Source organism: Spirosoma pulveris, from assembly GCF_054781875.1.
In genome coordinates this window covers 35,699-48,519 of sequence record NZ_BAAGTO010000007.1, presented here as the reverse complement: position 1 = coordinate 48,519, position 12,821 = coordinate 35,699, and the positions used below count along the sequence as shown (strand labels likewise).

The window sequence follows — 12,821 nt, the reverse complement described above, 5'->3', positions numbered from 1 at the left end:
GCAGCAGCCTTAGTTTGAAATCGTCTTTTTCAACCGGGTAAGAGCCGTTTCCTGCTTGTTGCGCGTAAAAAACGCGTAGACAAGAGCGGTAGCGGCTACACCAATCACGACATTCTGTACGAGCCCGGCACGATTGTGCTTCCAATCGGCCTTCCAGCCTTTTTCGGCAAAAATATTCGGGATATGCCCGTGGGCCAGATCATCCACAATGCCTTCTACCACATTGACGCGGTCGGCCAGGAGCAGCGGTAGCCAGTGACCGTATTCGGATTCGCTGAATCGGAACGCAAACCGGCGGATGGCCCCGCTCAGGCCCGACGGGGGCGAAGAGGTTCCGAAAACGGCCGTCAGGTTCGGGCGTTCGTTAGAGTGCAGGATTTCTACCGTTTGCGCCTGTTGGGGCGGTCTTTCCCAATTCAGCCGCTGGTGGTCGTCGCCTGTGTAGTTTTTAAGGGGATAAGTCGGCTCGTTGTTAGGGTCGGCGTCTATTCCCCAACCGTTAATATGCGGATAATCGCTTGCTGTTGGTTCCATAATACGGGTTGTTATTGTCTGGCGGATGGGGGGATGAGGATTGGCTTGATGCAGTTGTCCAGTTTGGCCGAAAAGATGTGGTAGGCATCCGATACTTCTTCCAGCGGTACCCGGTGCGTAATGATCTCTTTCGGATTGAGCCGACCCGCCTGGATGTGGTCGATGAGCTTGGGTAACAGCCGTTTGACGGAAGCCTGATTGGCCCGGATGGTAATTCCTTTGTTAACGACATTACCAATGGGGACGAGGTTGTCCGTAGGACCATAAACACCCACAATCGAGACGATGCCGCCCTTCTTAACCGAATTGATCGCCCAGTGAAGTGCCGTAGCCGAACCCGCCTGTATCATGAGTTTTCGTCCCGTAATGGTCTGCAGTGCACTACCGGCTGCATCGCCACCCACGGCATCAATGCAGACATCAGCCCCAAACCAATCGGTCGTTTTCTTGATGAACAGAACCGGATCTTCCATTGACCGGAAGTTGTAGGCTTCGCATTGGGCGTATTTCTTGACGAAGTCGAGCCGGTATTCCAGATGGTCGATGACAATAACCCGGCCCGCACCAAATAGCCAGGCCGATTTAGCGGCCATAATACCCACGGGGCCAGCTCCGAATACAACTACGGTATCGCCTTTCTTGATACCACCCATTTCGGCCGCCTGATAGCCGGTAGGCACAACGTCGGTCAGGAGTACAGCATCATCGTGGTCCATCCAGTCGGGAATAATCGTTGGACCTACATCGGCATAGGGGACCCGGACAAATTCGGCCTGCCCGCCATCGTAGCCCCCGGCGGTGTGGGAGTACCCGAAAATGCCGCCTACGGCGGTGGCTTCAGGATTGGATTCATGACAGTTGCCAAACAGCCCCTGCTTACAAAAGGCACATTTCCCACAGGCAACGTTAAAGGGAACAATCACGTTATCGCCTACCGAGAGGTTCTGAACAGACGAGCCAATTTCTTCAACTACCCCGATAAACTCGTGGCCGAAGGTCATCCCAACGCGTGTGTCGGGAACCAACCCATGATAGAGGTGTAGATCTGACCCGCAGATACAGGAACGGGTAACCCGAACAATGGCATCACCCGGATGCAGAATTTCGGGATACGGTTTTTGGGCGGCCCGGACTCGGAACGGCCCTCGATAATTCATTGCTAACATACGCGTGTTCGTTCGTTTAGTTGTTGTTTGTCTGATGAAGCTTATTGATTGCCTGAACCTTTGGGCACTGTACCTCCCGATTTGGCACCGGCCTTACCGCCCTGCCCCGATTTACTTCCTGATATGTTATTCCGTTTGGCTGTAGCGGGTGCCGATGCCGAAGCCGACTGCCCCCGGTTAACTGTTGGTCCACCCGTTGTGGAGGTCGAGCCGCTGGCTATAGCCCGCTTTTGCTCTGCATCTTTATTGTAGGGGACTCCGTTGCCCATGGTTTGGCTCGTGTTGGCCTTGCGGGCGTTATTCCGGGAGGAGTTGCCCTGACGCCCGGCATTGCTGCTATTGCCGCCATACTTGCCACCCGCCGTTTGTGCGCCGGCACTCGCCACACCGATCAGCAGGGCCATTGTGAAAGAAATGAGTATCGTTTTCATACGTTGCTTACTCAAATGAGTTGATTAATGAAGCCACCGGACAGGCGCTTCATTAATCAACTCGTTCCGGTTGGGTGTTGCTCCGGGAAGTAAGGTAACGGTACGCTGGCAAGCCGTGATCCGACTTATCCGTGATTGGCGTCGGAAGGATCGTTGAGCGATTGAGTAATCAGTTTGGCGAGACTAATGGCTCCCTGTCGTGCCTGGGCCATACTGCCTGGCGCCTGAACGACGACGCTGAAAACGTGATTGTTATACAGAACGTGAAGCGATTTTTTGCCAGGCTCCCAGATGGCTTTGTCGCCTACTTCGGTGATGGCTTCGCCGGTTGCCGTGTTTTTGGCGGGTGTAGCAATGGATGGACTTGGGGCGGTAATGCCTTCCAGCGGAGCCGATGGGTCTGCACCTCTCGTGGAGTCCTCCTGCTGGGTAGTAGACTCTGTCGTGGCGGGGAATTCGGCACCGGTGCCTTCTGGGGCCGGGCCGTAAATGGTTGGCTTGGGCTGGTTGGTTTGGTCCTGGGCTACATTGGCCTGGGGTTCGAACAGCTTGTTAAAATGGTACTCGGACTGGAACGTGGACTCGAACGGCTTTTTGCTTTCCAGATAGAACCCGATTTTATTTTTCCCCCACCGAAGTTCGCAGTTGTTCAGCCCGCTGTATTTCTCCAGCTCGACATCTTCACCAAGCTTAAAAAGGTTTTTGACAAACTCTTCGGGAAGGTAGTTGCACCGTTCCTGATAGCGGTAATCGGTACTGAGCAGCCAGGTGCCGCTAACGCGTCGGGCCAGTTTGCTGTCGGCATCTCCGGCACCGGCGGCATTCAGGGTTTCCAGATTATCCCGACTTTGGGTAGAACAGGCTGCCAGGCACAGCCCCATGAATAATAGCTTTACTTGTTTCATCCGTTTTGGGTCAGACTAGGTAGAACACCAGTTGTACTTGACGGTTGTAGTACACCCGTCAACAGACAAACCCGCCCGGACCGGGAGGTAGGATGAAACTTGCTGAAATTGTGAGGGAAAGGGGAGAAGCAGTATTAGGAGTGAGGAGTTAGGAGTTAGGAGTTAGGAGTGAGAAGCGATCCGGTAGCACAGCGTGCGCCAGCCCTCCTAACTCCTAACTCCTCGCTCCTAATACTTCCTCTACTGCTTATTACTATCGACCACTAAACGCTGGTCGCGGTTGGCGATTTCCCAGGCGGTGTAGAACACGAGCCGGGCGGATTTCTCGGCCAGTTTGAAATCGATTTTCTCAATGTCGTCCGTTGGCTTGTGATAATCCGGGTGCAGCCCGTTGAAATAGAAAATAATGGGGATCTGGTGCTTGGCGAAGTTGTAGTGATCCGAGCGGTAATAAATGCGCTGAGAATCCTGTGGATCGTTGTATTTATAATCCAGCTCCATATTGATGTGCTTCTTGTTCGTCTCTTCGCTGATTTTGTGCAATTCTGACGAGAGCTTGTCCGAGCCGATTACGTAGATGTAATTCTCATTTTTGCCCAGATGCAGATCATCGACCCGGCCCACCATGTCGATATTCAGGTCGGCCACGGTCTTCTCCAGCGGAATAACCGGGTTCATGTCGGCATAATATTGCGAGCCGAGAAGCCCTTTTTCTTCGCCCGACACGGTGAGGAACAAGATGGACCGGCGTGGGCCTTTACCGGCGGCTTTCGCTTTGGCAAATGCCTGCGCAATTTCCAGTACAGACACCGTACCTGAGCCGTCGTCGTTGGCGCCGTTGTTGATCTGACCATCGGCACTGATGCCAATGTGATCGTAGTGCGACGAAACAACCAGTACTTCGTCTTTTTTGTCGGTGCCTTCAATAAAGCCCAGCACGTTGGACGATTCCGTTTTTTCATCGACCCGATCCGCCTTCACGGCGACACTGCCCGCCAGAGCCGACGCCACCGGTTTGGCAGACTGAGCCGTTTGGGTCATGGTTTGCGTCAACGTAGCGGGGGATGTATTCAACAGACTGGCGGCCATGTCGGCCGTGACCAGAAATACACCCAGCGGACCTACGTTTTCGGCCCCCGCCTTCAGGCTAAGCCGGTTAAAACGGGCCTGCATGGCACTCCGCTGCGTGAGCAACTGTTTGAACGCTTCGGCAGATTCGGCCGAGACGATAAATACCTGAGCCGCCCCTTTTTCTTTCGCCAGCATACTTTTAGCCCGCCAGCCGTTTGGACCACCCCATTTAGACGCATCGGCGGTGCCACTGACGATTTTTTTGCCATCGGCGGTCTTAGGCTCATCGTCCATGATTACGAGTGCTTTGCCTTTAAGATCGCGCCCGGCATAGTCATCGTAATTCGCGTCGCTGATGCCGTAACCCGCAAAGACCGTTTCGTAAGTCGTTTCGGTGGGCAGGTACAAGAGCCCATTGGGCATGAAGTCTTTGGACGGTTCGAAGCGTTTGCCGCCCGCGCTAACGTAAAAATCACCCCAGTTTTTCTTGTAAAGCGTATAGGGTTGCTGATAAACCAGCTTGCCATCGCTTGTCTTGACGATGGGTTTCAGCCCCTCGGCAGCAAATTGGGTGGCAATGTATTCGGCGGCTTTGCGTTGCCCGCGGGTTCCGGTTTCGCGGCCCTCCATATCGTCGGCCGCCAGCACGCGGAGGTGTTTTTCAAGGTCGGTGGCGGTGATGGTGTTGGCAAATTTTTCCTGTGCACTACTCACAAAAGGCAGGGAAATGAGCCCCACCGACAGCATTAGTTGTTGAAATGTCATGTAACGGATTTGTTTGGGAATCTAATCGACAATATACGGAGGGGGCAACGATAAATAAAGTGAAGCCCTACAAGGCGACGCCCAATCCGGGTTTTCCCCTTCTGTTTACTAAACGATGAAGGCTGCTATTTCTGTAAAATTCATTCGCCAGACGTGTACGCGTCAGGATTTTACGTTACGGCTGTTTCTGTCATGGCATTGGTCATCCGGGCCAACACCTACGCTGGTTGTCTTTGATGTAAAATTACTCAAGCCAATTGCCTCCGGATCTGGGTTTGTGTTTATTGTTTAATTGAAATTTAACTTAATTCTGCAACAGCCTGTGGCCTGATACCGTATCAGTTATCGGGAAGAAATAGATTCTCTTCGAAAGATAACGCCTACCGTACTGCCCATGAAACACGTTTGCCTGTCGTATTTATACGTACTTATTTTTTGTCCATTACTCAGTCTGGCGCAGGATCTGCCACCCATGCGCCAAAAACTAGTCAAGCCAACGCGGTTTAACTTTACCGTTACGGGGCGGGTCATTGACACGAAAACCGGCGAAAATTTACCCTACGCCTATGTGCGTGTTGCGGCCAGCAAGCAGATCGTCAGCACAAACATTGATGGTTATTTCACGCTGTTGCACGTCCCCTCCGACACCAGCACCCTGCTGGTCAATTATATGGGTTATCGGGATTTACAGCTGAAGCTCCGTCCCGATGAGCCGGTACGTAACCTGCGACTCGAACTCGAAGCCTCGGTTGTTGACCTAACAGCGGTGACAGTGGCCGCTCAAAAGGCCGAAGTCATGAAAGCCTCTACCGATGAGGTTGGCCTTATTCAACTCACCCCCCGCAACCTGACCAAACTCCCGAACATTGGCGAGCGGGATGTATTTCGGGCGTTGCAGCTCATGCCCGGTATCAGTGCCGCCAATGAATCGTCGTCCGGTCTCTACGTCCGGGGTGGCACCCCCGACCAGACGCTGGTGTTGTTCGACGGATTTACGGTGTATAATGTCGACCATCTCTACGGATTTTTCAGCGCCTTCAATTACAATGCGCTCAAAAGTGTGCAGTTGTACAAAGGCGGTTTCGATGCCAAGTACGGCGGTCGGCTATCGGGCGTAGCTGAGCTGACCGGAAAGGAAGGGAACCGCAACCGGTTCAATGCCGGGGGCGATGCCAGCTTTTTAAGCTTCAACGCCTTTGTAGAGGGGCCTATCAGCAATAAGATCACGTTTCTGGTTGCCGGACGGCGGTCGTTCAAAGGGCCGCTGTACCAGAAGCTGTTCGACCAGTTTCAGACAACGGCTAGCAATCCGGCGCAACAGCAAGGACCTGCCCGGCGATTTGGCAATCAAGTGCAGACCAGCACGCAGGTGGCCTCCTATTTTTATGACTTCAACGGCCGGGTAACCTTCCATCCAACGGAAAAAGATCAACTCACACTGAGTGTTTATAACGGACAGGACTATCTGGACAATTCGCAGTCGATAACCCTGCCTGCTTTCGGACCAAGAGGGGGTAATGCGAACAATACAGCCGTGAGTACGACCAACAACAGCCTGAGCAATACCGACCTATCGAACTGGGGTAACACGGGCAGCAGCCTGAAATGGTCGCGCCGGTGGAGCGACCAGCTTTATATCAACTCGATGGTGAGTTACTCGAACTACTTTAGTCAGCGCGACCTCTCGAACACGACATCTATCCGGCGCAACGGAACGAGCGAGAACCAGAATGTGAAGTTCGGTACGTTTGAAAGCAACAACCTGACCGACCTATCGGCCAAAACCGACCTCGAATACAAGGCATCGGCCCGTCATTTCATCGGGGCCGGTCTACAGCTTACACAAAACACCATCGACTATACCTACAGCTCCAACGATACAGTCACCCTGCTCCAGAAACACGACCGGGGTTCGTTTGCGGCAGCGTATCTACAGGACCAGATTCGGCTGATGGATAACCGCCTGACCCTGAAGCCCGGTGTTCGGCTTACGTATTACAATGTAACGGGTAAGGTCTACACGGAACCCCGTTTGTCGGGTAGTTTTCAGCTAACGGACCGTGTTAAGCTGAAAGGCGTCATCGGGCAGTATTATCAGTTTGCCAAGCAGGTCACCCGCGAGGATATTTCGCAGGGAAATCGCAATTTCTGGCTGCTGGTCAACAAGGATTATCTGCCCGTTGGCTCGGCTGTCCATTTTATTGCGGGAGCCAGCTACGAAACCGCTGGTTATCTGTTCGATGTGGAGGCCTACGCCAAGAACCTGACGGGCGTAACGGAGTATACCCTGCGCTTTGCGCCCCAGATTGGCCGGGGACTGCTGCCCAGCGAGACATTTTATACCGGTACCGGCACCGTGCGGGGCGTCGATTTTCTGGTGCAGAAAAAACTGGGCGACTATACGGGTTGGGTGGGTTACACCTACGCCGTGGCGCAGAACAATATTGCCGCCTATTCCGACAAGCCCTACTATGCCAATCAGGACGTGCGTCATGAGTTCAAGTCGATCAATAATTACCACTGGAAACGCTTCGACTTTGCGCTGACCTGGATTTATGCCTCGGGGCGACCCTACACGTCAATCGTTGGCGAATATTCGGTTACGCTGCTGGATGGATCGAGTCGGACGTTTACGAACCCATCGGCTAAAAACGCGAATCGTTTTCCGGCCTATAACCGGCTGGATGCGTCGGTAACGTACACTTATAAGTACGGCAGTATCGGCGTTTCGGTCTTTAATCTGTATAACCGGCAAAATGTCTGGTACAAGAAATTTACGTCGGTGAGCGACGGCCAGAGCAGCCAATTGGTTGTTTCCGACATAACGTATCTGGGCATCACACCTAACCTAACCCTTTCGTTCCGGCTGCACTAAGTAGTAGGTGATCAGCAAATGGTTGACTAGTTATTTGTGTTTAAATAATTGACTATCAATTTTTTGTCAACTAACCACTTGCTTGATTACTCCTACACAACTACTTAAAACAGACGGCTGTACCCTAAACTTATTGAACGCAGACAAACAAAGAACTCAAGTTTAACGAACCCAAGATCAGTTCTTCAGTCTCTGTGTCTAACTATCTTATCCTGCGTAACTACGTATGCGACACGCTTATTTATACAGTATTGGTTTTCTACTCCTGATGGCGGGGGGCTGCACACCGGCCGCCGACGATATTTTATCGGCCAATGTACAACCTGTGGTGCAGGCCTATCTGGTACCGGGAAGCCCGGTAGCCGTATCGGTTACGAAGCAGATTCCCTTTGCAGATGATACGACCGCGCAGGGTCAACCCATCGATGGGCTGTCCCTGACAATCACGAATAACGCCAAAGCCTATCCGCTTCGGTCGTTGGGCAACGGCTCCTACCAGGCGGGAGCCGAGCTGGCGGTAAAAACGGGCCAAACTTACCAAATTGACTTTGATTACAGCGGCCATCATGTATCGGGTAGTACGGTCATACCAACCCGGCCCGTTAGTTTTTCGATCGATCAGACCGAAGTATACCGAACGGCGATTACGGTCGGAGGAGGACCCGGCGGGCCGGGCGGTCAGAATCAGGCCAGTACGCCCGTTCGCCTGACCTGGAGCAATCCCACGGGCGATTACTACTTTGTGGTAGTGGACAACATCGAAGCAAACCCGGTGTCGATCATTACCGGGGGTAACAATCCCAACCGGCCTGTATCGAACGCTGACCGGCGATTCCGTAGCCAGCCCGTACAGAGTGATTTTACGACCATCCAGGCGCAGAGCTTTCAATATTTCGGTCGCTACCGGGTCGTCTTGTTTCACCTTAACCCCGACTATGCAGCTTTGTATAAGCAGAACAGCACCTCGACCCAGAATATCAGTACGCCCCCCACTACGCTAACCAATGGGCTGGGTCTGTTTACGGGTATCAATACGGATACCCTGTATGTAAACGTGAAGCAACAGTAAGCCGGATGCGTTGATGAGCCTCATTCGCCTGACTCATTTATCAATTGCCTGTTGGCTTTCTTCAGGCAATTGGTCAAGTCGTTTGCGTTGCGGCACCAGTACCGGGACGATCAGGAAGCTCAGGCTGCTGAACAGCAGATTAAACCCAAAGCCGACGGCGTGCATGAAGGTTGCCAGTGAAACGCCTTCTGTGGTGCTGAAACCATACAGTACCAGCGCCCGACTGACCAGAAAATGGTAGGTACCTATTCCGCCCTGCGTCGGTACCGCCAGCCCCCCCAGCGAACTGACTGCCAGAATGGTAAGGGCTGCGGTAAACGGCAGTTGATGCGTGCTGTCGGTAGAAAGCAATAACAGGTAGGTAAAAAGCCAGGCGAACCCCTGAATCAGCAGCGTGAGCACAACAAACAGGCTTGGATTGGGAAGCTGTCGAATCGACATAAGCCCCTGTCCGAAGCCGCGTACCATGCCCTTTAGTTTTACCATAATCGGATTGGTTCGCAGTCTCTTATTTGTCAAGACCTGCCACAGAACCACCAGTCCAATAGCCGCTAGTATTGCGCCTGCCACCAGCACCTGGTTTCCCGGTAGCGCCAGGGTCAGGTTCGAGAAGTACGCTTTTGCCCGGCCAAATTCCAGCAGTATTGTTAGCAGCAGCACGAGTACCAGCATGATTAAGTCAATAATCCGCTCGGCGACTACCGAGCCAAGGCCCTGCGAAACCGGGATACCATCCGTTTGCTGAAGTGAGCCGCACCGGGTCAACTCACCGGCTCCCGGCACGATCATACTCGCCAGCGACCCGGCCAGCAGCGCCACTGTGGCCCGAAACAGAGATGGTTCGTAGCCAATGGCCTGGAGCGTAAGCTGCCAGCGAGCGGCCCGGAGCACGTAGAACAGGCCGGTAAGTAGTCCTGCCAACGATAGCCAGCCGTAATTAGCCAGCTGAAACTGATGACCTATTTCGCGCAGTGGAACATCTTTAACAACGTACCAAAGCAGAAAAATAGCCAGCAAAATGGGTACTATCCGTTGTAGGAGAGCCTTATTCATGTTAGCAAATTACCTAATTTCATAAAGAAAACGCCGGGGGTTGGCAAACTGGCACGGTATTAGTAAGTTTGATTAGATGTAACTCTACAGCTAACCCAAAAAGAATTTCGTTCAGAACCAGCCTCATGTCGAAGAAACAAAAAGGCCGACCTACCCTTGCTGGAGCTAACCCGGTCGTTAAGACCGCGAGTTCGACCCCCGCAAAACCGCCCGTTACGGACTCCCCTGCACCTGTTGATTTGCCAAAAACCGAGCCAGCGTTTCAACTTATTCGCTTCGATAAGCGGGTAACCTGGTTTCTGCGAGTCTGCGCCATCCTGTTTGTACTGCTGACCGTATCGAAAATACACCCGGTGTCACTGGCTATCTGGAATCAGCTGCTGCCCGATGGGAGCCCCGTCCGGCGGGGTCTTATTTCTGGTGAGCCCCGGCAAATCCGAATGGACGATTATGCCGTGAGCACTCCCTGGCTGCTGTCGCAGGTAAACAACGGCTTGCCGGATCAGAACGAAACCATTGGGGGCGAAAAAGCGCCGGTACTTGTAGCACCGGCCAAACATTTCAGCCAGATTTTTAAGCCGCAGAACTGGGGGTTTTTCTTTCTGGACTCCGAGCGGGGCTATGCCTGGACATATAGCTTCTTCATTTTTTTTGCCCTCATTGGAGCCTCATTCATTTTTTTGCTCCTTACCCGCAACAACTTCTGGCTATCGATCCTGGGTAGCGTCTGGCTCCTGCTCTCATCCGGTACACAGTCGTGGGTATACGGACCGGCCGTTATGATTGGTGCGGTGGGCTTTATGTTCGTCGCCATTATTTATCTGATATACAGCAACAACTGGAAAACGATTCTGGTCAGCGCCATTGCGCTGGCCTGGCTGATGATGGTGTACGCGCTGATTCTATACCCGCCTTATCAGGTACCGCTAAGCTACGTATTGCTGTTTCTGCTGATTGGCTATGTGCTCAACAATTGGGATACCAAACGCCTGTTTGCCGCCTGGCCGGTTAAAGCTGGCGCGGGTGCGCTCACACTGGTGCTGGCTGGCCTGGCGTTCGTGACCTTCTATTCCGACATAAAGCCAACGCTCGACGCCGTTATGAATACCGTTTATCCGGGTAAGCGCAGTGAACTGGGCGGTACCGGCTTTATTGGTAACTGGTTTTCGGAGTATTTCTCCTGGCAGATGAACGACCGGCAGTTTCCGGCCAAATGGCTCAACCACTGCGAATTGTCGCACTTTATTACATTCACGCCGATTATCATTCCGGCCATGATCGTTTCTTTCTGGCAAACGCGCCGGATCGACTGGGTGCTGGTTTTGCTGAGTGTGTTCGTTATTATCGGCTACATCTGGATTGAAATTGGTTTCCCTGAATGGCTGGCCAAGGCAAGCTTGTGGAGCATGAGCCCCACGCGCCGAACCCAAATTCCCTTTGGCATCGCCAATGTGTTGCTCGCCATTGTTTATTTATACTTCCTGAGCACCTCCAGCGTTAAAGCAAAGCCGCTGTATGCCGGACTGGGTTTTGCAGGAGTTGTGGCCTTTATGATTTACGCGGCCCTGCTAAACATCAACGATTCTGAGGGGTTCTTTAAGTGGTCGAACGTGTTCATTCCCATGCTGTTCTTTATCGGAATGGGAATACTGCTGCTGCCCACCTGGCAGCCCAACTACCGCATTGGTATTTTCTGTGCGGGCATGACTCTGTTTCTGTTGCCTAACCTGCGGGTAAATCCTGTAGCCAAAGGTCTGTCGCCCATTACCGAGCATACCCTGTACCGAACTGTACAGGATATTCACCAGCGCGACCCGAACGCCCGCTGGGTGGTCAATGGCAGTCAGTATATTTCGTACCTCGTAACCGCTACGGGGGTTAAACTGCTGAGTGGAGTGAAATACATTCCGGAACGCAAAATCATGAAGGTACTCGATCCGCAAATGAAGCGTGATTCGGCGTATAACCGTTATGCGCACACGGTGTATAACTCGTTTGTCGACCCGAGCAAACCCGACTCGGTGATCATATTCAATAACTTCGAAGATGGGTATATGGTGGCAATGGACCCCTGTTCGCCCCGCTTCAAGACGCTGAATGTGAAATACGTGATTTTTGACAAGCAGCCGCAGCCTGTCGAAATCCGATGCATGAAAGAAATCTCTGTATTGGGAGGAATTCACATCTATCAGAGAAATGAATAGGCCATCGAGTCAATCGCCCAGAATCCTGATTATTGTGCCTTGCTTCAATGAGGAGGCCGCTATTGGAGGGGTTGTCGCCGATATAAACCGGGTTAAATCCAGGCATGGCCTTACCCTGGATATTCTGGCCATCAACGACTGCTCGACAGATAACACGCTGGGCGTTTTGCAAACGCTGGATTGCCTGTATCTGGATTTGCCGGTCAATCTGGGTATTGGCGGGGCTATGCAAACGGGGTATAGGTATGCCTGGCGGAATGGGTATGATATAGCGGTTCAGATGGATGGCGATGGACAGCACCCCGCTGAAGAGCTTACGACGATTTTACAGCCGATTATCGACAACCGGGCCGATGTTGTGATTGGCTCCCGGTTTCTGACGAAAGAGGGGTTTCAGTCGTCGGCCATGCGCCGGTTAGGCATCAGTTATTTTCGGTGGCTGAATCAGGTGCTGGTCGGGCAAACGATTCACGACAGTACATCCGGCTTTAGGGCCTTTAATCGCCGGACACTGGCGGTTGTGAATCGTTACTACCCGGACGAATACCCCGAGCCGGAAGCGATTGTTCAGTTTGGGCTGTCGAAGCTCACGATGCTGGAGGTCCCTGTGCAGATGCGTGAACGACAGGGTGGCGTTTCGTCGATCAGCAACGGACAGGCCATCTATTACATGCTTAAAGTTACGCTGGGCAGCTTGTTTGTGTATGCCCGCCTTCATCAGAAGAGAATTCCAAACATAGCTTAACCC

The 12,821-nt window shown here is 52.7% G+C and carries 11 protein-coding genes; 5 read left to right on the top strand and 6 right to left on the bottom strand.

What is annotated here, in order from left to right; genetic code table 11:
- Positions 1-9 precede the first annotated feature (9 nt).
- From ACYVJM_RS21525 to ACYVJM_RS21505, 5 genes are all read right to left on the bottom strand, one after another.
- The gene (locus ACYVJM_RS21525; RefSeq protein WP_461150300.1) at positions 10-534 is read right to left on the bottom strand and encodes a hypothetical protein; all 525 of its coding nucleotides are present in this window, start codon (positions 532-534) and stop codon (positions 10-12) included.
- 11 nt (positions 535-545) lie between these two features.
- The gene (locus ACYVJM_RS21520) at positions 546-1,700 is read right to left on the bottom strand and encodes a zinc-dependent alcohol dehydrogenase (RefSeq protein ID WP_012929690.1); all 1,155 of its coding nucleotides are present in this window, start codon (positions 1,698-1,700) and stop codon (positions 546-548) included.
- 41 nt (positions 1,701-1,741) lie between these two features.
- Positions 1,742-2,131 (bottom strand): hypothetical protein, encoded by a 390-nt coding sequence (locus ACYVJM_RS21515; protein ID WP_461150299.1) that lies wholly within the window; start codon positions 2,129-2,131, stop codon positions 1,742-1,744.
- 125 nt (positions 2,132-2,256) lie between these two features.
- On the bottom strand, positions 2,257-3,036 hold the full coding sequence (locus tag ACYVJM_RS21510; RefSeq protein ID WP_461150298.1) for a hypothetical protein: 780 nt from the start codon (positions 3,034-3,036) through the stop codon (positions 2,257-2,259).
- 240 nt (positions 3,037-3,276) lie between these two features.
- Complete coding sequence (locus ACYVJM_RS21505; protein WP_461150297.1) at positions 3,277-4,872, bottom strand: M28 family peptidase; 1,596 nt, start codon at positions 4,870-4,872, stop codon at positions 3,277-3,279.
- Between the two features lie 115 nt (positions 4,873-4,987).
- Here ACYVJM_RS21505 and ACYVJM_RS21500 point away from each other — a divergent pair, with 115 nt between their 5' ends.
- The 3 genes from ACYVJM_RS21500 (at position 4,988) to ACYVJM_RS21490 (ending at position 8,816) form a co-directional block, all read left to right on the top strand.
- Complete coding sequence (locus tag ACYVJM_RS21500; RefSeq protein ID WP_461150296.1) at positions 4,988-5,164, top strand: hypothetical protein; 177 nt, start codon at positions 4,988-4,990, stop codon at positions 5,162-5,164.
- Positions 5,165-5,266: 102 nt separating this feature from the next.
- Positions 5,267-7,747: a TonB-dependent receptor gene (locus tag ACYVJM_RS21495; protein ID WP_461150295.1), complete on the top strand. Its 2,481-nt coding sequence runs from the start codon at positions 5,267-5,269 to the stop codon at positions 7,745-7,747.
- 226 nt (positions 7,748-7,973) lie between these two features.
- Positions 7,974-8,816, top strand: coding sequence for a DUF4249 domain-containing protein (locus ACYVJM_RS21490; RefSeq protein WP_461150294.1), 843 nt, complete (start codon positions 7,974-7,976; stop codon positions 8,814-8,816).
- Between the two features lie 33 nt (positions 8,817-8,849).
- Here ACYVJM_RS21490 and ACYVJM_RS21485 read toward each other — a convergent pair whose 3' ends face one another.
- Positions 8,850-9,869 carry a lysylphosphatidylglycerol synthase transmembrane domain-containing protein gene (locus tag ACYVJM_RS21485; protein ID WP_461150293.1) on the bottom strand — a complete coding sequence of 340 codons (1,020 nt, stop codon included), beginning with the start codon at positions 9,867-9,869 and terminating at the stop codon, positions 8,850-8,852.
- Between the two features lie 125 nt (positions 9,870-9,994).
- Between ACYVJM_RS21485 and ACYVJM_RS21480 the strand changes: the two genes are divergently transcribed.
- Positions 9,995-12,073, top strand: coding sequence for a DUF7657 domain-containing protein (locus ACYVJM_RS21480; protein ID WP_461150292.1), 2,079 nt, complete (start codon positions 9,995-9,997; stop codon positions 12,071-12,073).
- On the top strand, positions 12,066-12,818 hold the full coding sequence (locus ACYVJM_RS21475) for a glycosyltransferase family 2 protein (protein ID WP_461150291.1): 753 nt from the start codon (positions 12,066-12,068) through the stop codon (positions 12,816-12,818). Before ACYVJM_RS21480 ends, ACYVJM_RS21475 begins: the two co-directional genes overlap by 8 nt.
- Positions 12,819-12,821: the final 3 nt, after the last annotated feature.